General features: G+C 66.0%; 18 protein-coding genes and 1 pseudogene. 11 read left to right on the forward strand and 8 right to left on the reverse strand.

The window, feature by feature from the left end:
• From ACK8CO_RS18860 to hflX, 5 genes are all read left to right on the forward strand, one after another.
• Complete coding sequence (locus ACK8CO_RS18860; protein WP_414897641.1) at positions 1–1,422, forward strand: sigma-54-dependent transcriptional regulator; 1,422 nt, start codon at positions 1–3, stop codon at positions 1,420–1,422.
• A 58-nt stretch (positions 1,423–1,480) separates the two neighbouring features.
• Positions 1,481–2,857, forward strand: coding sequence for a Trk system potassium transporter TrkA (trkA, locus tag ACK8CO_RS18865; RefSeq protein WP_080616435.1), 1,377 nt, complete (start codon positions 1,481–1,483; stop codon positions 2,855–2,857).
• Between the two features lie 3 nt (positions 2,858–2,860).
• The gene (locus tag ACK8CO_RS18870) at positions 2,861–4,384 is read left to right on the forward strand and encodes a TrkH family potassium uptake protein (protein ID WP_414897642.1); all 1,524 of its coding nucleotides are present in this window, start codon (positions 2,861–2,863) and stop codon (positions 4,382–4,384) included.
• 135 nt (positions 4,385–4,519) lie between these two features.
• Positions 4,520–4,753: an RNA chaperone Hfq gene (gene hfq / locus ACK8CO_RS18875; protein WP_080616433.1), complete on the forward strand. Its 234-nt coding sequence runs from the start codon at positions 4,520–4,522 to the stop codon at positions 4,751–4,753.
• Complete coding sequence (gene hflX, locus ACK8CO_RS18880) at positions 4,750–6,039, forward strand: GTPase HflX (protein ID WP_414897643.1); 1,290 nt, start codon at positions 4,750–4,752, stop codon at positions 6,037–6,039. The genes hfq and hflX overlap by 4 nt, the downstream gene beginning before the upstream one ends.
• A gap of 12 nt (positions 6,040–6,051) precedes the next feature.
• Here hflX and ACK8CO_RS18885 read toward each other — a convergent pair.
• A pseudogene (locus tag ACK8CO_RS18885) lies at positions 6,052–6,972 on the reverse strand (IS630 family transposase).
• A 211-nt stretch (positions 6,973–7,183) separates the two neighbouring features.
• Between ACK8CO_RS18885 and ACK8CO_RS18890 the strand changes: the two are divergent.
• Positions 7,184–8,080 carry a hypothetical protein gene (locus ACK8CO_RS18890; RefSeq protein WP_414897644.1) on the forward strand — a complete coding sequence of 299 codons (897 nt, stop codon included), beginning with the start codon at positions 7,184–7,186 and terminating at the stop codon, positions 8,078–8,080.
• Between the two features lie 813 nt (positions 8,081–8,893).
• On the opposite strand, the gene ACK8CO_RS18895 is transcribed toward ACK8CO_RS18890, so the two are convergent.
• A complete protein-coding gene (locus tag ACK8CO_RS18895) occupies positions 8,894–11,362 on the reverse strand; it encodes a penicillin acylase family protein (protein WP_414897645.1) in 2,469 nt (822 codons plus the stop codon).
• A gap of 80 nt (positions 11,363–11,442) precedes the next feature.
• On the opposite strand from ACK8CO_RS18895, the gene ACK8CO_RS18900 reads away from it, so the two are divergent.
• From ACK8CO_RS18900 to ACK8CO_RS18915, 4 genes are all read left to right on the forward strand, one after another.
• The gene (locus ACK8CO_RS18900) at positions 11,443–12,315 is read left to right on the forward strand and encodes an NAD(P)-dependent oxidoreductase (RefSeq protein ID WP_414897646.1); all 873 of its coding nucleotides are present in this window, start codon (positions 11,443–11,445) and stop codon (positions 12,313–12,315) included.
• A 191-nt stretch (positions 12,316–12,506) separates the two neighbouring features.
• Positions 12,507–13,394 (forward strand): ABC transporter permease, encoded by an 888-nt coding sequence (locus ACK8CO_RS18905; protein WP_080616430.1) that lies wholly within the window; start codon positions 12,507–12,509, stop codon positions 13,392–13,394.
• The gene (locus ACK8CO_RS18910; protein WP_414897647.1) at positions 13,391–14,191 is read left to right on the forward strand and encodes an ABC transporter permease; all 801 of its coding nucleotides are present in this window, start codon (positions 13,391–13,393) and stop codon (positions 14,189–14,191) included. Before ACK8CO_RS18905 ends, ACK8CO_RS18910 begins: the two co-directional genes overlap by 4 nt.
• Positions 14,188–15,297, forward strand: coding sequence for an ABC transporter ATP-binding protein (locus ACK8CO_RS18915; protein WP_414897648.1), 1,110 nt, complete (start codon positions 14,188–14,190; stop codon positions 15,295–15,297). The genes ACK8CO_RS18910 and ACK8CO_RS18915 overlap by 4 nt, the downstream gene beginning before the upstream one ends.
• A gap of 13 nt (positions 15,298–15,310) precedes the next feature.
• On the opposite strand, the gene ppk2 is transcribed toward ACK8CO_RS18915, so the two are convergent.
• Genes ppk2 through metA form a run of 3 tightly spaced genes read right to left on the reverse strand, consistent with a single transcriptional unit; the run spans position 15,311 to position 18,020 of the window.
• Complete coding sequence (ppk2, locus tag ACK8CO_RS18920; RefSeq protein WP_414897649.1) at positions 15,311–16,183, reverse strand: polyphosphate kinase 2; 873 nt, start codon at positions 16,181–16,183, stop codon at positions 15,311–15,313.
• Between the two features lie 35 nt (positions 16,184–16,218).
• The gene (locus ACK8CO_RS18925; protein ID WP_080616427.1) at positions 16,219–17,091 is read right to left on the reverse strand and encodes an alpha/beta fold hydrolase; all 873 of its coding nucleotides are present in this window, start codon (positions 17,089–17,091) and stop codon (positions 16,219–16,221) included.
• A 2-nt stretch (positions 17,092–17,093) separates the two neighbouring features.
• Positions 17,094–18,020: a homoserine O-acetyltransferase MetA gene (metA, locus tag ACK8CO_RS18930; protein ID WP_414897650.1), complete on the reverse strand. Its 927-nt coding sequence runs from the start codon at positions 18,018–18,020 to the stop codon at positions 17,094–17,096.
• Positions 18,021–18,156: 136 nt separating this feature from the next.
• Between metA and ACK8CO_RS18935 the strand changes: the two genes are divergently transcribed.
• Positions 18,157–18,762, forward strand: coding sequence for a hypothetical protein (locus ACK8CO_RS18935; RefSeq protein WP_414897651.1), 606 nt, complete (start codon positions 18,157–18,159; stop codon positions 18,760–18,762).
• Here ACK8CO_RS18935 and ACK8CO_RS18940 read toward each other — a convergent pair.
• The 3 genes from ACK8CO_RS18940 to ACK8CO_RS18950 all read right to left on the reverse strand — a co-directional run bounded on the left by ACK8CO_RS18940 (position 18,734) and on the right by ACK8CO_RS18950 (position 21,832).
• Positions 18,734–19,606, reverse strand: a complete 873-nt coding sequence (locus tag ACK8CO_RS18940) for an ATPase (protein WP_414897652.1) — start codon at positions 19,604–19,606, stop codon at positions 18,734–18,736. The genes ACK8CO_RS18935 and ACK8CO_RS18940 overlap by 29 nt on opposite strands.
• 130 nt (positions 19,607–19,736) lie before the next feature.
• Entirely contained in the window at positions 19,737–20,846 is a 1,110-nt protein-coding gene (locus ACK8CO_RS18945) for a hypothetical protein (RefSeq protein ID WP_414897653.1), read from the reverse strand.
• Positions 20,847–20,917: 71 nt separating this feature from the next.
• Complete coding sequence (locus tag ACK8CO_RS18950; protein WP_414897654.1) at positions 20,918–21,832, reverse strand: DMT family transporter; 915 nt, start codon at positions 21,830–21,832, stop codon at positions 20,918–20,920.
• Positions 21,833–21,837: the final 5 nt, after the last annotated feature.

The following is a 21,837-nucleotide window of genomic DNA, read 5'->3' on the forward strand; positions in this document are numbered from 1 at the left end:
ATGGGCGACATCCTCATCGTCGACGACGAGCGCGACATCCGGGAACTGGTCTCGGATATTCTGCAGGACGAAGGCTACACGACGCGGCTGGCGGCCAATTCCGATGCCTGCATGGCCGAGATCAACGCGGCCGCACCGGCGTTGATGGTGCTCGATATCTGGCTCAAGGACAGCACCATGGACGGGATCGACATCCTGTCGAGGGTCAAGCGCGACAATCCCGATATTCCGATCGTCATCATCTCGGGGCACGGAAATATCGAGATCGCGGTCGCGGCGATCAAGCAGGGCGCCTATGATTTCATCGAAAAACCCTTCAATATCGATCAGTTGCTGGTCGTCATTCGCAGAGCGATGGAGGCCTCGCGGCTCCGGCGCGAGAATCAGGAACTGCGCCGCAAGGATGTGACGCAATTCGAGATGATCGGGTCCAGTCCGGCCTTCAAGCTGTTGAAATCCAATCTCGAGAAGGTCACACGCTCGAATGGACGGGTGATGCTGAAAGGCCCGTCGGGCTGCGGCAAGGAGGTCGCCGCGCGTTACATCCATGCCAATTCCGGCCGCGCCTCGGGTCCCTTCGTCGTGGTCAATTCCGCCTCGATCGAGCCCGAGCGCATGGAAGAAGTGCTGTTCGGCCGCGAGAGCCCGACGCGCGGTGTGGAAAAAGGCCTTCTGGAACAGGCGCATGGCGGGGTTCTTTACTTCGATGAAGTGGCCGATATGCCGCTCGGGACCCAGTCGAAGATCCTGCGGGTTCTGGTCGATCAGCAGTTCCAGCGCGCGGGCGGCACGGACAAGGTGCGGGTCGATATCCGCGTGATTTCCTCGACCACCCGCGATCTGACCGAGGAGATCCAGGCCGGCACCTTCCGCGAGGAGCTCTATCACCGGCTGAACGTGGTGCCGATCGACGTGCCGGCGCTCGACGAGCGGCGCGAGGATATTCCCGAGCTGGCGCGCCATTTCATCGCCGGGTTCAACAAGACACAGGGATTGCCGCTTCGGGCGCTTGGCGAGGAGGCCGAGGCGCTGTTGCAGACCATGTCCTGGCCCGGCAATGTGCGCCAGCTCAAGAACGTGATCGAGCGGGTGCTGATCCTTGGCGAGGGCACCGATCCGATCCTTGCGACCGAACTGCCGATGCAGGCCGAGGGCCCGGCCGAGGAGGGGCGGATCGTGCTGGCGGGCGCGCTGGCCACGCTGCCGCTGCGCGAGGCGCGCGAACTGTTCGAGCGCGAATACCTGCTGACCCAGATCAACCGCTTCGGCGGCAACATCTCGCGGACGGCCAATTTCGTCGGCATGGAGCGTTCGGCGCTGCACCGCAAGCTCAAGTCGCTCGGCGTTGTGACGACGGCGCGGGCGGGCGGTCGGGTCGCCCATGTCGAGGAGGAGGAGGAACAGCGGACCGCCGCCGATTGACCCTCCATGCCGCTTCTGCGAAGGATTGGGGCAGTTTTCCCTGACGGATACGGGGCGCATGAAGGTCATCATCTGCGGTGCAGGCCAGGTCGGCTGGCAGATTGCCCGCCATCTCTCGGGCGAGAAGAACGACGTCACCATCGTCGACATGAACGCCGATCTGATCCGGCGCGCCACCGAGGCGCTGGACGTGCAGGGGATCGCGGGCCATGCCTCCTATCCTGACGTTCTGGAGCGCGCGGGCGCGCGCGATGCCGACATGATCATCGCCGCGACCCAGTCCGACGAGGTCAACATGGTGACCTGCCAGGTGGCGCATTCGATCTTTGCCGTGCCACGCAAGATCGCGCGTCTCCGGGCGCAATCCTACCTGACGGCGATCTATTCCGACCTCTACCGCCGCGACCACATGCCGATCGACGTGGTGATCAGCCCCGAACGTGAGGTCGCCGAGGCCGCGCTGCAGCGTCTGGCCGCGCCCGCCGCCTTCGATACCGAAAGCTTCCTGCAGGGGAAGGCGCAGCTTCTGGGGATCACGCTCGAAGAGGATTGCCCGGTGCTGCGCACGCCGCTGCGCCAGCTTACCGACCTGTTCTCGACGCTGCGGGCGCTGGTGGTGGGGGTGCGCCGCGAGGGCACGCTTTTCGCGCCCGAACCGGGCGACCAGCTGTTTCCCGAGGACCAGATCTATGTCTTCGCCCATGTCGAGGACCTGAACCGCACGCTGGAGATCTTCGGCAAGTCGACCAAGAAGCAGGAGCGCGTGGTCATCATCGGCGGCGGCAATGTCGGGCTGGCGGTGGCCAAGGCGCTGGAGGCCCATGCCGACCGGATCCGCGCCAAGGTGATCGAGATGGATCGTCGCCGGGCCGAGGTGGCGGCCGACGCGCTGGAACGCACCATCGTGCTGAACGGCGACGGGCTCGACATCAACCTGCTGGCCGAGGCCAATATCGAGCGCGCCGATGCCGTGCTGGCGGTGACCGATGATGACAAGACCAACCTCCTGGCCGCCGTGCGCGCCAAGATGGCGGGCTGTCCGATGGCGATCTGTCTGGTCAACGATCCCTCGCTCGTGTCGCTGATGGGCGCGCTCGAGGTCGACGCCTATATCAACCCGCGCGCCACCACCGTCAGTTCGATCCTGCGCCATGTCCGCCACGGCCGGGTGCGGGGGGTCTATTCGATCGGCGATGCCGAGGCCGAGGTGCTGGAGGCACAGGTGCTTTCGACCTCGCCCATGGCCGGCAAGCGGGTTCAGGATATCGATTTTCCGGAGGGCGCGCTGGTCGGCGCGGTGATGAAATCGGGCGAGGTGATCCTGCCGCGCGGCGATACCCGGATCGAGGAAGGCGACATGGTGGTGATCTTCGCCCTCAGCGCCGACGTCCCCGAGGTGGAGCGCCTGCTGCAGGTATCCATCGACTTCTTCTGAGCCATGCGCCGTCTGGCAGATCTTCCCTTCCTGGTGATCCTGATGGGGATCGGGGCGCTGGCGATGTTTCCGCCGGTCGTGCTTGCGCTGGCCGAGCGCGACTGGACGACGGCGCGCGCCTTCTTCAATTCCGGCCTGCTCTTCTTCGTTCTGGCGGTGCTGATCGGGCTGTCGACCATCAACCGGCCGGTGCATAACCAGGCCCGGAGCCATCTGCTGGCGATGCTGGGCGTCTACACCCTGCTGCCCCTGATGCTGGCGGTGCCGGTTTCGGAGGCGGTCGGAGACACGAGCTTTCTCAATGCCTATTTCGAGATGGTCTCCTGTCTGACCACGACCGGCGCCACTCTGTTCGACAGCCCCGAACGGCTGTCGCCGGGGGTGCATCTCTGGCGGGCGACGGTCGGATGGATGGGCGGCTTTTTCGTCTGGGTCACGGCGATCGCGATTCTCGCGCCGATGAATCTGGGCGGCTTCGAGGTCACGGCCGGAACCGGCAGCATCGCGGGCCGTATCGGTTCCGAACGCGGCGAGGTCAGTCCCGCCCACGATCCGCGCGAACGGCTCTTGCGCTTCGCCCGTCAGCTTGCCCCGGTCTATATCGGGCTGACTGGCAGCCTCTGGGTGCTGATGGTGGTGGCGGACGAGGGGCCGCTGGTCGCGGCCTGCCATGCGATGTCGGTGCTTTCGACCTCGGGTATTTCGCCGGTCGGCGGGGTCGCGGGGGGCCAGAGCGGCGTCCCCGGCGAGATCATGCTGTGGGTCTTCATGCTGTTCGCGATCTCGCGGCAGATGTTCATGTTCGATTTCCGCCCCGAAAGCTGGCGCAGGCTGAAGGCCGATCTCGAATTGCGGATGGGCATCGGCATCACCTGGGTGGTGACCGTCTTCCTGTTCGCCCGGCACTGGGTCGGTGCCTATGAGGTCGCGGCCGAGGAGAACGGCCTGGCCGCGCTGCGCGCGCTCTGGGGCGCGCTCTTCACGGTGACCTCCTATCTCACCACGACCGGTTTCGCCTCGGTCGAATGGATCGATGCAAGGCAATGGTCGGGGCTGGCGACGCCGGGGCTGATTCTCGTCGGGCTAGCGGTCTTCGGCGGCGGGGTCGCGACTACCGCCGGGGGCGTCAAGCTGCTCCGGATCTACGCGCTCTACAAGCACGGCATCCGCGAGATGGAAAAGCTCGTGCATCCCTCCTCGGTCGGCGGCGCGGGCGCCTTTGCCCGCCGCATCCGCCGTCAGGGCGCGCAGATCGCCTTCGTCTTCTTCATGCTCTTTGCGCTGTCGGTGGCGGTGGTCATGGTGGCGCTGGGGCTTCTGGGGCTTGATTTCGAGGCCTCGATGGTGCTGACCGTCGCCGCGCTGACCACGACCGGCCCGCTGGCGGCGGCCGCGACCGACCCGCCGCTCTCCTATGCCGCGCTTGGCGAGGCCTCGAAACTGGTGCTGGCCGCGGCGATGGTACTGGGCCGTCTCGAGACCCTGGCCATCATCGCGCTCTTCAATCCCGAGTTCTGGCGCAAGTGAGTTTGGAATGTTGCAAATTTCCCCCCTGCGAGACGTTGAACAGGGGTGGAAACTCGGTAAACCTCGCTTCATACTCGCCCTCAGAGGGAGACGGCTGTCCGCCGACGGGCAGATAGACAACAAGGCAAAGAAAAAATGGCTGCCGATAAGCAAAACCTGCAAGACGCGTTTCTTAACCATGTTCGCAAGACGAAGGTCCCGGTCACGATCTTTCTGATCAACGGGGTCAAGCTGCAGGGCGTGATCACCTGGTTCGACAATTTCTGCGTGTTGCTGCGCCGGGACGGACAGTCCCAGCTGGTCTACAAGCATGCGATTTCGACGATCATGCCCTCTCAGCCGATCAGTCTTTACGAAGGTGAGGATTGAGCCCCTCCGAAGCGGACGGCTCCGAGCCTCGCATCACCCGCGCCTGGGTGCTGCATCCCGACATCGCGTCGGACCGCGAGCGCCGGGAGGCCGGGCCCGCGCTTGAAGAGGCCGTGGCACTGGCGGCGGCGCTTCCCGATCTCGAGGTCGTGGGCGCCGAGACCGTGCCGCTGGCCCGCCCCCGGGCGGGCCATCTCTTCGGGTCTGGCAAGATCGACGAGCTGAAGGAAAGGCTTACCGAGGCCGAGATCGAGCTGGTGCTGATCGACGGGCCGGTCAGCCCGGTTCAGCAGCGCAATCTGGAGAAGGCCTGGAAGGTCAAGATCCTCGACCGGACCGGGCTGATCCTCGAGATCTTCGCCGACCGCGCGCGCACCCGCGAGGGTGTGCTTCAGGTCGAACTGGCCGCGCTCAGCTATCAGCGCACGCGGCTGGTGCGGGCCTGGACCCACCTCGAGCGTCAGCGGGGCGGGCTGGGATTCGTCGGCGGCCCCGGCGAGACCCAGATCGAGGCCGACCGCCGCGCCATCGACGAGGCCATCACCCGGATCCGGCGGCAACTGTCGAAGGTCGTCAAGACCCGCGATCTGCACCGCGCCGCCCGGCGCAAGGTGCCGTTCCCGATCGTGGCGCTGGTGGGCTATACCAATGCCGGCAAGTCGACGCTGTTCAACCGGCTGACCGGGGCCGAGGTGCTGGCCAAGGACATGCTCTTTGCCACGCTCGACCCGACGATGCGGGCGGTGGCGCTGCCGACCGGGCTCAAGGTGATCCTGTCAGATACGGTCGGCTTCATCTCCGATCTGCCGACCCAGCTGGTCGCGGCCTTCCGCGCCACGCTCGAAGAGGTGCTGGAGGCCGATCTGATCCTGCATGTCCGCGACGTCGCCCATTCCGACAGCGAGGCCCAGGCCGGGGATGTGCGCGCGATTCTCGCCGATCTGGGCGTCGCGCGCGAGACGCCTCAGATCGAGGTCTGGAACAAGACCGACCTGCTCGATGACGAGCGCCGCGCCGCGACCGAAGCGGCGGCCGCGCGGCATGACGAGGTCGCGGCGATCTCTGCCTGGACCGGGCAGGGCGTCGGGCCGTTGCTCGAGGCGGTGACCGAGCGTCTCGATGCGGCACGGCAACGCCGCGAGGTGCATTTGGGTCATGACGACGGACGTCGCCGCGCCTGGCTTTACGAGCAGGGCATTGTCGAGGGCGAGGTGCCCGATGATGAGGGATCGACGCTGACGGTCAACTGGACGGCGCGCCAGGAACAGCGCTTCCGCAGCCTCTAAAGCGTTTTGCATTTAATTTGAGGCATATCCGGCGGCTTTCAGGAAGTTGCAGTATTCATCTGGATCGAACAGGCCACAGATATCCCCAAGGGCTTCGAGCATGGCATCAGAGGTTCTGGCGCCGATGCGGCGCAAGTGGGCTTTGAGCTTGGAGAAGGCCATCTCGATCGGGCTGAGATCGGGGCAGTACACGGGCAAGAACAGAACCAGTAGCCTCGCTTTCGCATAGCTTCGGTCGCGCGCGGGCTTCGATGGGTGGAGAGGTTGGCGAGGATCACGACGGTTCCCGGATCAGACACCGAGGCCAGTTGCGTCTCGACATACGCGTCGAAAGCCGCCCCGTTCATTGCGCCATTGATCACCCATGGTGTGATCAGGGTGTCCTGCGTCAGCCTGGCGACGAAGGTCTGCGTCCCCCATTGGCCAAAGGGTGCCGCACCGCAGAGCCGCTCACCGACGGGTGCCCGCCCCCGCAAACATGTGAGGTCGGTCCTGACCGCCGTCTCGTTGATCAAGACCAGCCTGTGCGGCTCCGCGCGCATGCGGGGCTGACGGCGCATGATCCGGTCTCTGCGTGCCTGGCGCAACGCGGGCCGATCACGTTCCGCTGCTATCAGTCCTTTTTTATATGACGGCCCTGAACGTTCCAGGGCGCGGTGCCGCGAGGAAAGCTGGATTTCGACATCATGTGTCTCTGACAAGGCGGCGGCGAGTTCTTTGAGCGTGATGTCCGGTCCGGCTCGCACGATCTCCAGCAGAAAAGCACGGTATGTTCCATATTGGCCAGCGGGGCGGCCCTGCGCCTTGGGAATGGCGGCCCCCTCTTTCGATGCTCTGCTACAAATCGCACCGCCGTCGCAGCGCTTATCCCAAAACACGCCCTGCCGGCCGAGCAGAGTTCCCCTTGGCCACATAGGCGCAGATCCGCTCCAGAAGGTCCTACGAGCAGGGGGGGTGCCCATGATCCACCTCTCGGAAGAAGTGAAACAGACAATCGGACCCGTGTGACTCCCCGCTCGTTTCAGATCAAACGCAAAACGCTCTGGCAGGTGTCTGACGCCGCGCAAGCGGGGCCGCGGCAAGGAAATCTGAACGTCTTACAGTCAGGGTATCGGGCAGATCACGCGCTCAGAACGAGGTGCCGATGACTCTGCCGCGAAACCGCGCCCCGGCGCCCGGCCTTGCCTGTGCCTTTGGCTTCGGGCTGGCGCTTGTCTGCTTTCTCCGTGTCGTGGCCGCCGAGCCTGTCTCGCTGATCGGGGCGGGCGGTCTTCTGCAGCCCGAGGGGGCCACGGGGCCGCTTCTGACGCAGATGCGCGGGCCGATGCTGGGACGACCGATGCCGGGCTCCGGGCCGGCGCCGGAGGGCAACCGGGACGGCGTTTCCGGGCCGGTCGGCGCCAGCCTGTTTGTCGGGCGCGGCGGGGCGAGCTTCTTCGCCTCCGATCCGGTGGTCGATCCGGTGGTTCGGGCGCGGCGGGCGCCTGAGTCCGCGACCGCCGTGCTGTTCTCGCCGCTTCGCCCCGGCGGCGGAAATGCTGCTCTGGCCGAGGGCATCCGGCTTCTGATCGGCCGGGCTGAGGCAGGGCGGATGGATTATGATGCGGTTCAGCATGGCGCCAGGATCCGGCCTCCGGGGCCGCCGACCCGGCTGAGCATCGCCGAGATCTACAAATGGATCGACGAGACTCCGGGTCAGCCGCATGCGATCGGCCGCTATCAGTTCATTCCCGCCACGCTGCGCCGGCTTGTGGCCGAGCTCGGGCTTGACGAACGGACCCGGTTCTCGGCGCCGGTTCAGGACCGCCTCGCCGATCTTCTGCTCGAAGAGGCCGGACTCAGCGCCTTCGGGGCCGGAGAGATGAAGCGCAAGGCGTTCATGCATAATCTCTCGCGGATCTGGGCGGGGCTGCCGACGGCCAACGGCCGGTCCTATTATCATGGCGTCGCGGGGAACCGGGCGACAATGACCTGGGCGCAGTTCGAGGCGGCGATGTCGCGGATCGCGCCGGAAACGGTAAGGTTGCCGAAGGACGGCTGAGCCTCCGCCCGCCCGCGGCTTCTGTCGGGGGGATCGGTGGCGGGCTCCAGTCCTGCAGCGGGCGGGCGCATGCTTTGCGGAAAGCGGACACGATGGCGCCCGGGCGGGGGGCGGACCCTTGCCGCGCGCCTTTGGTCCCTCCCGGCCCGGAACGGCCGTCCGTGGCCCACGCGGGCGTTGGTGGGGGATTTCGTTGAAAAACGCGCCTGCGGGGGCACCGCGCACCAAGTCGTGGGACATGGTTCCGGTTGTCATGCCCCTGCCTCATAAGCAGTCCCCTTTTCCTCCTTTGAGAAACGCCATTCCGAACTCAGGCGATCTCTCGGCCGCTGTCGGAGTTTCTCAACGCAATCGGCTAGTTGCGCAAACTGGTGTTGAGCGTCCCGGATCTGTTCTGCCGGTGCCGGGCCCGGGCGGACACGTGCCGGGTCCGGATTACCTGTCGACGGGGCGGGGGCATGTTTCACGAGACTGGCCGTCACCGCGGAAGGCGCGCGGTTGGGGCGGCGGCCGGAAGGCGGGTCAGGATCGCGTCTGCCCGGGTTCAAAATGGCCCAAAGGCGGCACCCGGCAAGCTGACCTCGAAGGAGCGCAGTCATCGGGTCCGCGCGCCAAGCCGGTGCTCCGGCAGTTCATCGCCTCAGCTCTCGTCCGCCCGGGAATGGTGCGAAAATATCCCGGGCCGTCGCAACCCTCCGTCGGGCCGGGCTGAAAGCGCCGGACAGGCTTGCGGTCGGTCCGCCCGCCCGCGCATGACCCGGCAAGCCCGCGGTTCAGCGCCCCGCAGGCCGCTTGGCCGGGCGGGGCGCCGGATCAGCGGGATTTCTGCACCAGAGTGGTGATGCCGACTGCGGCGGCGCGGGCAAGGGCGGGATCGAGCGTCATCGGGATATATTCGCCCCGACGCCAGAGCTCGCCCAGATCGTCGTAATGACGGCTCAGCGGATGGCCCGACTGGCCGGTCGAGATGATGAAGACCGAGCTGTCTGGATCGGCGAAATCGTAGACCCCGCGATAGCCCGCGCCATGCAGACTGGCGAAGGGGAAGGGATCGGTGCCCTTGGTCAGGCCCCGGTTGAGCGTGTTGTCCCCGCCCGAGGTCGGCTGGCGTATGTTCACGATCCATTTCAGCAACGGCGTCTCGCCCAGCACCGGATGGTCGTGCCAGGCCTGATGCGCCTGCCCCCAGCGCAGCGATTCGAGCGATCCGCCAAAGGTCTCGGAGAGATACAGCAGCGCCTCGTCGAGCGACTTGCGGGCGATCTCGGTGCAGGTCTCGATCGGGGCCGACTGGCGGATATCGCACCAGATCGAGGCGCCGTCGATGTCACGGAACACCCGCTCGATGAACAGGGGGTCGACATGGGTGAAGGCCCGCGCGAGCGGTCCGAGATCGTCCTCGATCAGGTCGCGCTGAAGAAAGCGCATCCAGGCGGCATAGATCAGCGGCTCGGGCAGATGCTCGTTCATCTCGCCGTTCCAGCCGGCCAGCAGTTCCAGCGCGCGCTGGCGCAGCCTTTCGGGGCTGCCTGCGGGCGCGGGCGCGCCGGTGAACCACAGATCCCTGCCGACCAGAGGCAGCAGCGAGCGCGCGGTGAAGGAGACGGTGTCGAGCTGGGCCTCGATGAAGCTTTCGCGGGTATGGACCTTGCGGGTCTCCATCAGCCGCTTCCAGCGCTGGATCCGCTGGCTGTCACCCCAGTCGAAGCTGACATGAAGCGGAAACGGCCGGTCGACCAGCTTGTTGTTGGTATTGCCCAGAATGCCGCTTGCGGGGTCGCGGAAGCTGGGATTGGCGGCATAGTTCAGCCAGCCCTGCCAGCGGTTTTCTTCTTTCCAGCCCGGCTGGGGCAGGCGGCCCTGGCTCTGGTTGTCGGCCATCCGCCGGGGCATGGCCCCGATCATCTGCAATGCGATGCTGTCGGCATCGGCCAGGGTCAGGTTCAGCGAGGGCGCGATGAAGAACCGGCCGGCTTCGATCGCCTCGTCGACGCTTTGCGAGCGCATGACCTGCATCGCTGCGCTGATCGAGGTATCGGCGCCGTTCAGCAGCGTCCAGCCCAGCGACGCCACATGGCCGGGCGGGGTGATCGAGGCCAGGTCGTAATGGCTGCCGGGCAGGACCGGCCCGTTCTCGGTCCAGCGCAGCGTGATGGTGACCGGCTCGGCATCGGCGACCTTGATGATGCTGCGCCGGGTCTCGAAGGGCCGGAAGCCGTCGGGCGTCCGGTATTCCTGTGGATTGTCCGGGTTCAGCTGTTCGAGGAACACATCCTGATCGTCGAGATAGGAGGTGGTGAGCCCCCATCCGAGCTTGGCCGAGCGGCCGGAAAGGATCGTCGGAATGCCGGGGATGGTGCCGCCGATCACGCCTCCGGTCGACAGCTCGAGCCGCGCGAGATACCAGATCGAGGGCGCGGAAAAGCCCAGATGCGGATCGTTGGCCAGAAGCGTGCCGCCCGCGGCCGAGCGTTTCGGGGCGGCGGCCCAGGCATTCGAGGCGCCGGCGAAGTCCGGTCCGGCGAAAGGCGAGAGCGGACCCTCGGCATAGCGCGCCAGCGGCGCCGAGGAGGGCACGACCCCGGGGGCGAGATCGGCATAATCGGGCAGGGCCGCCAGCCCCGGTCCGGGGGCGTCGGGCAGGATGTCCCTCACCCGCTCGGGCTCCATCAGCAGAGAGACCCGGGCCCGCAGCACCTCGGCATCGAGATGCGAGGACAGCCGCACGCCCATCAGCTTGACCAACGCGATCGAGTCGGCCGGCTGCCAATAGGCGACTTCCGGCCGGAACAGGAAGAACTCGGGCGCGCCACGGCCGCGGGCCTCGGTATTGACGGTCTCGATCCAGGCATTGACGCCACGGGAATAGGCTTCGAGCGCGGCCAGGGTCTGCGGGTCCTGGGCCTCGACCGAGTCCTGCGCGAGGCGATAGATATCGAGCCGCCGCATCAGCTCGTCGATCTTCAGCGTCCGGGCTCCGAACAGTTCGGACAGGCGGCCCTGTGCCGTCCGGCGCAGCACCGTCATCTGCCAGAGCCGGTCCTGTGCATGGGCATAGCCCAGTCCGAAGAAGACGTCCTCGTCGGTCTTGCCGAAGATATGCGGCACGCTGCTATGGTCGCGCACGATCTCGGCCGGGGCGCTCAGGCCCTCGACCTCATGGGTGCCGTTGTAATCGGGCAGCGAGCGCGAGGCGAGATAATAGACCCCGCCGATGCCCAGACCGGCGAGGATGACGACGGCGGTGAAGATCCGCAACAGCCAGCGGAAGAGATGGGGCATGGCGCACCTGTTGTTGACGCCTCGGATGAGGCCGTTAGGTAAGAGAAAAAGACGTTTCATGCAACGAGGGGAGGAGCCGCATGGCACGGGTTGCATTTCTGGGCCTTGGGGTGATGGGCTTTCCCATGGCGGGGCATCTCGCCGCAGCGGGCCATGAGGTTGCCGTCTACAACCGCACCGCCGCCAAGGCCGAGGACTGGGTCGCGCGTCATGGCGGCCGCGCGGCGCCCACCCCGGCCGAGGCGGCGCTGGGGGCGGCGTTCGTGATGGCCTGCGTCGGCAATGACGACGATCTGCGCGCGGTCTGTACCGGCGAGAGCGGTGCCTTTGCGGGGATGGAGGCGGGGGCCGTTTTCGTCGATCACACCACTGTCTCGGCGATGGTGACCAAGGAAATGGCCGCACTGGCCGAGACCCGCGATATCGGCTTTGTGGATGCGCCGGTATCGGGCGGGCAGGCGGGCGCCGAGGGCGGCCAGCTTGTCATCATGTGCGGCGGATCCGAGGCCGCCTATGGCAAGGCCGAGCCGGTGATGGCCGCCTATGCCAAGCTTTCCAGGCTTATGGGCGCCAGCGGTGCCGGGCAGCTGACCAAGATGGTCAACCAGATCTGCATCGCGGGGCTGGTGCAGGGGCTGTCGGAAGGGTTGCATTTCGCCGAGAAGGCGGGGCTTGACGGGCGCGCCGTGGTCGAGGTGATCGGGGGCGGCGCGGCCGGAAGCTGGCAGATGACGAACCGCTGTCAGACCATGCTGGAGGATGAATTCGACCATGGCTTCGCGGTCGACTGGATGCGCAAGGATCTGGCCATCTGCCTGGCCACTGCCGAGCGGACCGGTGCCAGCCTGCCGGTCACGGCGCTGGTCGATCAGTTCTACAAGGACGTCCAGAACCTTGGCGGCGGGCGTTGGGATACGTCGAGCCTGATCAGGCGTTTGCGGACGATGGGCTGAGCGCTCTCAGAGCCTGCCGGACCCGGTCGGCTTTGGCCTGACCCGGACCGACCGTTCGGGCTATCGCGAGGTGTTTTGCCGAAATCCAGGGCAGATGCCCGGGAAACCCTCCGAAGGCGGGCCGGCTGCCCTTGCGCAGGGCCGCGTCTGTTTCCATGATCGCGTCCAAAACGGGGAGTGGCGCGATTCCGATGATCAAGATCAAGGCTTGGCCCCGGCTGGGCCGAAGCGAGGCGGCGCAGGGGTATTTCCTGGTGGCGCCGCCCTTCCTTTATGCGCTGCTGCTGCTGGCGGTGCCGCTTGCCGCGATCGTTCTGTTCAGCTTCTGGAGCCAGGATTACCTGACGCTCGATACCACGCTGACGCTCAAGAACTACCGCGAGGCCTTTTCCGACCCGCTTTACAGCCAGCTTCTGCTGCGCTCGCTTCTGATCTCGCTGGCGGTGACCGCGGCAACCGTGCTGGCCGCCTTTCCCATCGCCTATTTCATCTCGTTCAGCGTGCCGCCCTCGCAGAAGTCGATGTGGATCTTCCTGATCACCATCCCGTTCTGGTCGTCCTATCTGATGCGGGTGTTTCTGTGGAAGGTGATCCTTGGCTATAACGGCGTGCTCAACACCACGCTGAGCGGGCTGGGGATCATCGACGAACCGCTGAGCTTCATCCTCTATAACGCCAATGCGGTGGTGATCACCCTGGCCCATGCCTATGCGCCCTTCGCGATCCTGCCGATCTTCGTCGCGCTCGAGAAGATCGACCGCTCGCTTCTCGAGGCCAGCCGCGATCTGGGCGAGAGCCGGGCGATGACCTTCCTGAGGGTGACGCTGCCGCTGGCGATGCCGGGGGTGGTGGCGGCGGTGCTGATCGTCTTCATCCCGACCATCGGCGATTACGTGACGCCCCGGCTGGTGGGCGGGCCGGACGGGCTGATGATCGCCAACATGATCCAGACCCAGTTCCTGAAACTCAACAACGCGCCGATGGGGGCCGCGCTGGCGGTGCTGGCCATGGCGATGGTGACGGCGGTCGCGGTGCTGTTCCTGGTGCTGAACCGTCGCTACCTGAGGGGTCAGAAATGAAGGGGCTCCGGCTTTACGCGATCTTCTATCTGATCTTCCTTTACGCGCCTATCGCGCTGCTGCCGGTCTTTGCCTTCAATGACGGCACGGTGATCGCCTTTCCGCTGAGGGGGGTCACGTTCGAGTGGTTCCGCGAACTGATGACCATCCCGGCGCTGCATACGGCGGTGCTGAACAGCCTGATCATCGCGGTCTCCTCGGCGGTGATCGCCACCTGCCTCGGGATCTGCGCGGCGCGGGCCGGCACGCGCTTTGCCTTTCCGGGCAAGAAGGGCATCCTGGGGCTGATCATGCTGCCGCTGGTGCTGCCCGAGATCATCGTGGCGGTCTCGCTTCTGGTGGTGCTGCTGCAACTGGGCCTGCCGCTCGGATCCTGGACGGTGGTGCTGGGCCATGTGCTCATGTGCACGCCGTTTTCCATCGCGATCCTGAACTCGGCCTTCCAGAGCCTCGACGTCTCGCTCGAAGAGGCCGCGATCGATCTCGGCGAGAGCCGCTGGTCGAGTTTCCGCCTCATCACGCTGCCGCTGGTGATGCCGGGCATCGTATCGTCTCTGCTGATCGCCTTCACGATCTCTCTGGACGAATTCATCATCGCCTTCTTCCTGACCGGCACCAACCCGACCCTGCCAGTCTATATCTGGGGACAGCTTCGCTTCCCGCAGAAGATTCCCGTGATCATGGCGCTCGGCACACTGCTTGTGCTGACCTCGGTGATCCTGCTGACCGTTGCCGAATATGTCCGCCGCCGGGGCGCCGCGCGCACCGGGAAGGCCGATGCCGGAGGATTCCTGTGAAAGACACGCTGGGCATCGAACGCCCCATCATCGCGCTCGAGAATGTCGAGAAATATTACGGCGAGTTTCACGCCCTGCGCGGCATCTCGGCCGAGATCCGGCAGGGCGAGTTCTTCTCGTTGCTGGGGCCGTCGGGCTGCGGCAAGACCACGCTTCTGCGCACCATCGCGGGTTTCGAGGAACTGTCTGGCGGGCGGCTGACGATCGACGGCAAGGACATGAGGCGCGTGCCTGCCAATGTGCGGCCCACCAACATGGTGTTCCAGTCCTACGCGATCTTCCCGCATCTGAGCGTGGCCGAGAATGTGGGCTTCGGGCTGCGGCGCGAGCCCCTGAGCAAGGCGCAGAAGGCCGCGAAGGTGGCCGAGGCGCTGGAGATGGTCGGGCTGAGGGGCTTTGGCGCGCGCGCGGCCCATGCGCTTTCGGGCGGGCAGCGTCAGCGGGTGGCGCTGGCGCGGGCGCTGATCCTCGAGCCCAAGGTGCTTTTGCTCGACGAGCCACTCTCGGCGCTCGACAAGAAGATGCGCGAGCAGATGCAGACCGAACTGCGCCGGTTGCAGCGGCAGGTGGGCATCACCTTCATTCTGGTGACGCATGACCAGGAAGAGGCGCTGATCATGTCCGACCGGATCGCCGTGATGTTCGAGGGCCAGATCGCCCAGCTCGATACGCCGCAACAGCTTTACCGGCGGCCCAACACGCGTCAGGTGGGCGAATTCATCGGCGTGATGAACTTCCTGCCCGCGACCGCCCGGGTCGGCGACGAGGATCATATCGAGGTCGAGGCGGCCGGGCTTGGCCGTGCGGTGATCGGCCCCGATCAGCTGCCCGGCGGCTGGCATCCGGGCCAGACCCAGAGCGTGGGCATCCGCCCCGAGACCATGTCGATCCTGTTTCCCGGCGAGACCACCGATCGCCGCGTCGCGACCGGCACGGTCGAGGATCTCTCCTATTATGGCGACATGACCTATTACGTGGTGCGGCTTGACGGGGTCGACCGGCCGATGACGATCTCGATGAAGAACCTCGTCGGGCGCCCGGTGCTTGAACGCGGCACCGAGGCGCGGGTGGCCTGGGACGCGCGCTCGCTGGTGCTGTTCGCCTGAGGGCGCGCAGCCCTCAGGGGGCCCAGATCTCGGGGCCGCCGCAGATCTGCGGGTCGGGGGCGGCGACGATCCTGTCGGATTTTCCCTTGTACTCGACCAGCGTCAGCACGCGGCGGATCGCGGCCAGCCGTGCCCGGCGCTTGTCATCCGAGCGGATCACCGTCCAGGGCGCATGACCGGTATGGCTGCGCGCGAAGGTCTCGCGGATCGCGTCGGAATAGGCGTCCCAGCGGCTGAGGCCCTCGACATCGATCCGGGACAGCTTCCACTGTTTCAGCGGGTCGCGCTCGCGCTTGAGGAAACGGCGCAGCTGTTCGGCGCGGCCGACATTGAGCCAGAACTTGATCAGCAGGATGCCCTCGTCGACCAGCATCCGCTCGAAATCCGGCAATTGGCCGAAGAAGCGTTCGCGCTCTTCCCTGGTGCAGAAATCGAAGACATGCTCGACCACGGCGCGGTTGTACCAGGACCGGTCGAACAGCACGATCTCGCCGCCAGCGGGCAGATGCTCGACATAGCGCTGGAAATACCATTCGCTTTTCTCGCGGTCCGAGGGCGCGGGCAGGGCCACCTGCCGGGCGATGCGCGGGTTCATATTCTTGCGGAAGCGCCGGATGGTGCCGCCCTTGCCGGCGGCGTCGCGCCCCTCGAACAGCACCGCGATGCGCTTGCCCGTGGCCTTCACATCGGCCTGCAGCTTTGCCAGCTCGATCTGCAGCGCCTTCAGCTCGTCGGAATAGATGTCGCTGTCGAGTCGCCGGTCATGGGGATAGCTCTGGTCCAGGATGTCGTGCTTGTGGCCATCGGCGATGGCCTCGCGAATGTCATCGGGGGCCCCGTTTCGGTAATAGCGGGTAATGGCGCCGTCGAAGGGAAGATCTGTCATCGCATGCTCCGGTCGCTGCCGGACCAGTATGGCGATCAGGCGCCCGGGTGCAATCCGGCCCGTTCCGCAGCCCGCCGGATCGCGGCGACCGCGGCCTCGGGGTCGGCATGATGCGGCATGTGACCGATGCCGTCCAGTTCGGTCAGATGCACATTGGCCAGCCGCTCGGCCAGCGGCCGGGAATGCACCTCGATCGGCACGATGCGGTCGGCGGTGCCATGCAGGATCTCGATCGGCATCGTCAATTCGTCATAGCGTTCGGCCATGGCGCAGATATGGGGCTTGAGCCCGTTCACCTGGCGCGTATTGGCGCGCAGCGTCTCGGGGCGCAGGCTGAGCGCGATGCCGATATGCGCGCCATAGCCCTCGGGCACCGGATCGGGCTCGAAGATCCGGGCGATGGTCTGCTCGGCGACGAAGCGCGGAACGAAGGCCGAGATCAACGGCACCATGAACATCGAGCCGAAATCCGACGAGACCAGTTCGTAATAGGGGCCGAGCCCGCCCGGCCAGGGCATTGCCGCGCCCGCAAGCGAGACGATGGCCGCGGCCCGCTCGGGATGGTCGAGCGCCCAGGCCAGCGCCACCGCGCCGCCGAAGGAATGGCCGACCAGAACCGCCGGGCCAAGCCCGAGCCTGCGGCTGGCGGCTTCCAGCACCGCGGCCTGTTCGGCCGGGCTTTCGCCATTGGGGTGCAGCGGGTCGGTATGGCCGAGCCCGGGCCGGTCGAAGGCGGTGACGCGGAACGCGCCTGACAGCCGGTCGAGCAGATCGAAGGTGAAATCGCGGGTATTGCCCCCCGCGCCATGCAGCAGGATCACGTCGGGCCCGCTGCCCTCCTGATGGGCATGGACCCGGCGCCCCTCGATCTCGATCAGCCGTCCGGTCGGCGCATAATCCTCGGCCATGCTCAGAGCGTCCCGATCCGGTTCAGTTCGAACGGCGTGGTCTGGTACATCAGGTTGATCCAGTTGCCGTAAAGAAGATGCGCATGGCTGCGCCAGCGGTTCTGCGGCGGCCGCGTCGGGTCGTCGGCCGGATAGTAGTTCTGCGGCACGTTGATCGGCGTGCCATTGGCCACGTCGCGGTCGTATTCCTGTTTCAGGGTGTCGCTGTCATATTCGAAATGGTTGAAGATATAGAGCGCGCGATGGCCTGCATCCTCGACCAGGCAGGGGCCGCTTTCGTCGCTGCCAAGCAGTGTCACCAGCCCGGGTGCCGCGTCGATCTCGTTCTGCCGCATCTCGGTCCAGCGGCTGACGGGAATGACGCAATCATCCGAGAAGCCGCGCAGATAGGGCGAGGCCGGCGCCAGGTTACGATGCCGGAAGCAGCCGAAGGCCTTGGCGGGCAGGATATGCTTCTGGACGCCGTGGAAATGGTAGATCATCGCCATTCCGCCCCAGCAGACGCCGAAGGTCGAATGCACATGGCTCTGGGTCCAGTCGAAGACCCGGGTCAGCTCGTCCCAATAGGTGACCTCGGTGAAGGGCAGATGCTCGATCGGGGCGCCGGTGATGAGGAAGCCGTCGAATTTCTCGCCGCTGTCGGCGACCTCGGCGAAAGGGCGATAGAAAGCCTCCATATGCTCGGCGGCAGTGTTCCTGGTCTTGTGCTCGGTCATCCGCACCAGGCTCAGCTCGATCTGAAGGGGCGTCGCGCCGATCAGCCGCGCGAACTGGGTTTCGGTCTGGATCTTTTTCGGCATCAGGTTCAGAAGCGCGATCTTCAGCGGCCTTATGTCCTGACGCGAGGCCTCATCCTCGCCCATCACCATCACCCCCTCGCGCGACAGCACGTCATAGGCGGGAAGGTCGGACGGGATCTTGATGGGCATCGGACATCTCCATTCGAACGGCGCGCGAACATAGGCGAGTTGCGGCTGTCCCTCAAGGGTTGCTTCGGTCGATTGACAGAACGGACCCTGCGTTGTTCCATATCTCGGAACAATCCGCAAAAGACGGAGGGAATGGGTGCGAGGCTGGACAAGCGCTGCGGGCTGGGGCGTCGCTGCCCTTGCGGCCGGTCTGATCGCGGCGGCGGGCGCCGGGCGGTCCCAGCAGGAGGGGCCGGAATGGGAGTTGCAACGCTGCGTCTGGCGCTGCCTGTCGGCATTCGGGCCGGCCGACAGTGCTGCCTATGCCGCGTGCGTCTCGCGCGACTGTTCCGGGCAGACCTCCCCCGCAATCGTGCCGCCGGCGCCGCTCTGGTCGAGCGGGGTGACCTCGGATGGGCGCGGCGCCTTTGCCGGGGGGCCGGCCGAGGGCCGTCAGGACGCGTTTTTCTATCTTTTCTGCGCCCGCGGCGGCGAGCGGCTTCTGCAGATTGACGGGATCGGCGGCGGTGCCGGGCCGCGCATTCTGACCCTGGCCATAGACGGGCAGGGATTTCCGGTAACCTTCGCCGCGAGCCCTGGGGCCGGTATGCTTGCCCGGCTGCCGCCCGGGGCACCGGTGCTGGGTGCACTCCAGCGCGGCCAGACGCTCGAGATCCAGGGCGGCGCGGGCCCGAGGCTGGGCCGCTTTCCGCTGGCGGGTGCCGCGGCTGCGATCAGGGCCGCGCTGGCGCTCTGTCGATAGCCTGGGCGATCAGGTTGGTGAAATCCTCGGGGCTGCGCAGGGCTGCCACGTCTTCGGCCCGAACCCTTACCCCCCAGTTCCGCGCCATCGCCTCGTAACGCGGCTGGCGGTGGGCCAGCGCGCGGGCATAGGTCCAGCGCACGAAGGCGTCGGGATCGACCGCCGCCTCGGAAAGCCCGGTCCGGGACAGGTAGTCGGCCCAGGCCTCATGCAGGAAGGCGGGTTGGTAATACATCGGCTTCGGTGCCCGGTCGAAGCGGCGCACCAACTCGGCGGTATGGGCCTCGCTACCCTCGATCCAGACCAGCAGCAGCCGCGCGGCCAGCGCCGAGAGTACCGGATCGGCCGGATCCTCGGGGTCGACCACCTCGCAGATCGAGCCACCGGAATCGCAGACGAAATCGCCATAGCCGTACAGCTCGGCCGCGCGGTCGATGAAGCGCGGCGTATCCAGCAGGGCCGATATCTCGGCCTCGCGATGCTGTTCCTGGCGGCGCATGTATTCGTCGAAGGGCAGGCCGCCCTTGTCCCGCGCACCGGGCTTGCCGAGATAGGTCGAGAGCGGCGCGAGATTGTCGAAGGTGATGTTCGAGGCGATGAACACGCTGTCGGTGCGCAGGAGCTCGCGCAGCAGCGGCACCTTCATCGCCTCGCGCTTGAAATTATCGGCGATGAATTCGCCCATGTAGCGGGTGCCGATGCGGTAATCGACCGAGTAGTGGAACCAGCCGCCCGCAGCGCGCAGCATGTTCGAGACATGGGTCTTGCCCAGGCCCGACATGCCGAACAGCAGCACATGCCGCCTGTCTGCCTGCCGCCAGGCCTTTGCCGTGTCATAGATCATTCGACCATCCCTCGATCCGCGGCCGCGTCCTATCCCGGCGCTGCGGGTCGGTCAAACCCATTCGCTTCTGCCCGAACGCAAACGCCCCGGCAGGGCGGCCGGGGCGTCGCTTGCAGCCATGGTGCCAGGCTCAGAAATAATACCCGACCCGGAGCCCCACACCGATGCCGTCATTGCCCTTGAACCTGGTCGTGCTCGGTCCGAACCGCGTCTTGGCATCGCCGATATCGACATAGCGGATACCGCCCGTCACCTTGACCCTGCCGGTCGAGTAGGTGGCGGCCAGACCGATCGAGCGGAACCCGTCGGTCGGCCCAAGATTTCCGGTATAGCTGCCCTCGTGCTTCTCGTAGCCGAACAGGATAGCTCCTGACCAGTTGTCGTTGAACTTACGCCCGAGACCCAGGTTATAAGTGATCACGTCATGGTCGTAATCGACGAGAGATCCGCCCGGCACCACGCTGCCGGTGTAAAGGTCCGGGGTGATGTCGAAGGCCGTCCAGTCCACCCACCTGACAGAGCCGAAGAGCAACGTATCCGCCGCAACACCGGTCTGGAATTCCAGCGTCAGCGCTTGCGGAATCGTGACATCCAGATCGTTCGAGATGGAAAACGACCCGGCGCTCTCAACCGTATCGAACTTGTGATCGATCGCCGAGCTGTATGTCAGCACCACGCGTGCCGCGATTTCCGGCTTTTCCCAGGCGATGCCGACGATATAGCCGAAATCGGTCTCGGTCGAGGAGTTCAGCGAATAGGCGCCGACCCCGGGAAGGCTCACGGTGCCCGACGTCCTGATGGCGCGGAGACCACCGATCAGGCTGACATTGGAAGGAAGCTCGTATCGCAGCAGCGCCGTGACGCCGGTCGCGTTGACGTCGGCATTCGCGCCGTCAAGCGTCGATGTCGGCGATCCCACCGGATAGTTGTTTGTGCTTTCATAGGACACATCCGCGCCGACCGGTTCGTCGAGGATCAGTGCGAGGGAAGCGTTGTCTCCTAGGTCCTGCTTGAAGGAGAGAGAGGCGCCGTTGAAGCCCGGCAGCATGTCGCCCGAGCCCAAACCGGTGGCGCTGGACGACCCGCTCACATCGGGACTGAACCGGCTGAAGCCGAGTTCGAGATAGGTGCCTTGCTCGAACAGGATGCTGACGGATTGATTGCTTCGCTCGATCCCGCCCGCGAGGGCGGGTCCTGTCGTCACGATGGCCAATGCGGCCGCCCCAACGGCATATTTCATTTTCTCCTCCCACTTTTCATTTTTGACTTTTTCTCTTTTGGGAAAACGCTAGCGGGCGGATGCTTCGGCGGTCAATCGTTTCCGCGACGTGCAGGGGATGCGGCCCCTGTTTTCCGGCTGGCGTGTCTTGAGTGCCGCGTTTCCCCGCGCAGGTTGAGGAAGTTCGCCACCAGGATGATCGCGGCGCCGATCAGGACGTAGGCGTCGAGCGGCTCGTCATAAAGCAGCATCCCGACCACGGCGATGACCGGCAGGCGCAGGAAGTCGAGCGGCATGACGATGCTGGCAGGCGCCACCGAGAGCGCGCTGGTCAGGCAGAAATGCGCAGTCAGCCCGGCCAGGCCGATCACCGTCAGGGGTATCCAGGCGGCGGGAGAGGGCCAGGCGATCTGGCCGTCGATCCCGGCGCAGATGAGCCCCATCGCGGCCTGCATCGCCGTCAGCCAGAACAGGATCGAGACGATCGACTGGCTGCGCGTCAGCCGCCGGGTGAACAGCGCCGATCCGGCAAAACCGATGGCGGCACCGGCCGCGGCGATGGCGCCGGGCTCGAGCGCGGCCGGATCGGGACGGGCCACGATCAGGATGCCCAGAAAGCCCACGAAGGCCGCGAGTGCGCGCATCCGGGTCAGCCGCTCGCCCAGGATCACCGGCGCCAGCACCGCGACCCAGATCGGCGAGGTGAATTCCAGCGCGAAGACCTGCGCCATCGGGATCAGGCCCAACGCCAGGAACCAGAGGTTCTGGCCGGTGAAATGGCAGAGGTTGCGGATGAAATGAAGCCCGAGCTGGCGGTGCGAGATCTCGTGCAGTCGCCCGAAGGCGCCGCCGACCGTCAGCACCAGTCCCAGGCCGATCAGCGAGCGGTAGAGCATCAGCTCGAAGGTGTCGAGCTCGACCGAGACCATGCGGCCCGCCACCGCCATCGAGGAAAAGGCGGCGATGGCTCCGGTCATCCACAGGGCGGCCCGGAGCACAGGGGTCATGGCCG

The organism is Rhodovulum sp. HP10, assembly GCF_047553435.1.
GTDB lineage: Bacteria > Pseudomonadota > Alphaproteobacteria > Rhodobacterales > Rhodobacteraceae > Rhodovulum.

Coding starts and splice junctions, on each gene's coding strand:
- ACK8CO_RS18900 (WP_414897646.1), top strand. CDS start 11,443: ATGGCACGGGTTGCATTTCTGGGCCTTGGGGTGATGGGCTTTCCCATG.
- ACK8CO_RS18860 (WP_414897641.1), top strand. CDS start 1: ATGGGCGACATCCTCATCGTCGACGACGAGCGCGACATCCGGGAACTG.
- hfq (WP_080616433.1), top strand. CDS start 4,520: ATGGCTGCCGATAAGCAAAACCTGCAAGACGCGTTTCTTAACCATGTT.
- ACK8CO_RS18870 (WP_414897642.1), top strand. CDS start 2,861: ATGCGCCGTCTGGCAGATCTTCCCTTCCTGGTGATCCTGATGGGGATC.
- ACK8CO_RS18940 (WP_414897652.1), bottom strand. CDS start 19,606: ATGATCTATGACACGGCAAAGGCCTGGCGGCAGGCAGACAGGCGGCAT.
- metA (WP_414897650.1), bottom strand. CDS start 18,020: ATGCCCATCAAGATCCCGTCCGACCTTCCCGCCTATGACGTGCTGTCG.
- ACK8CO_RS18895 (WP_414897645.1), bottom strand. CDS start 11,362: ATGCCCCATCTCTTCCGCTGGCTGTTGCGGATCTTCACCGCCGTCGTC.
- ACK8CO_RS18945 (WP_414897653.1), bottom strand. CDS start 20,846: ATGAAATATGCCGTTGGGGCGGCCGCATTGGCCATCGTGACGACAGGA.
- ACK8CO_RS18890 (WP_414897644.1), top strand. CDS start 7,184: ATGACTCTGCCGCGAAACCGCGCCCCGGCGCCCGGCCTTGCCTGTGCC.
- ACK8CO_RS18925 (WP_080616427.1), bottom strand. CDS start 17,091: ATGGCCGAGGATTATGCGCCGACCGGACGGCTGATCGAGATCGAGGGG.
- ACK8CO_RS18950 (WP_414897654.1), bottom strand. CDS start 21,832: ATGACCCCTGTGCTCCGGGCCGCCCTGTGGATGACCGGAGCCATCGCC.
- ACK8CO_RS18910 (WP_414897647.1), top strand. CDS start 13,391: ATGAAGGGGCTCCGGCTTTACGCGATCTTCTATCTGATCTTCCTTTAC.
- ppk2 (WP_414897649.1), bottom strand. CDS start 16,183: ATGACAGATCTTCCCTTCGACGGCGCCATTACCCGCTATTACCGAAAC.
- ACK8CO_RS18905 (WP_080616430.1), top strand. CDS start 12,507: ATGATCAAGATCAAGGCTTGGCCCCGGCTGGGCCGAAGCGAGGCGGCG.
- trkA (WP_080616435.1), top strand. CDS start 1,481: ATGAAGGTCATCATCTGCGGTGCAGGCCAGGTCGGCTGGCAGATTGCC.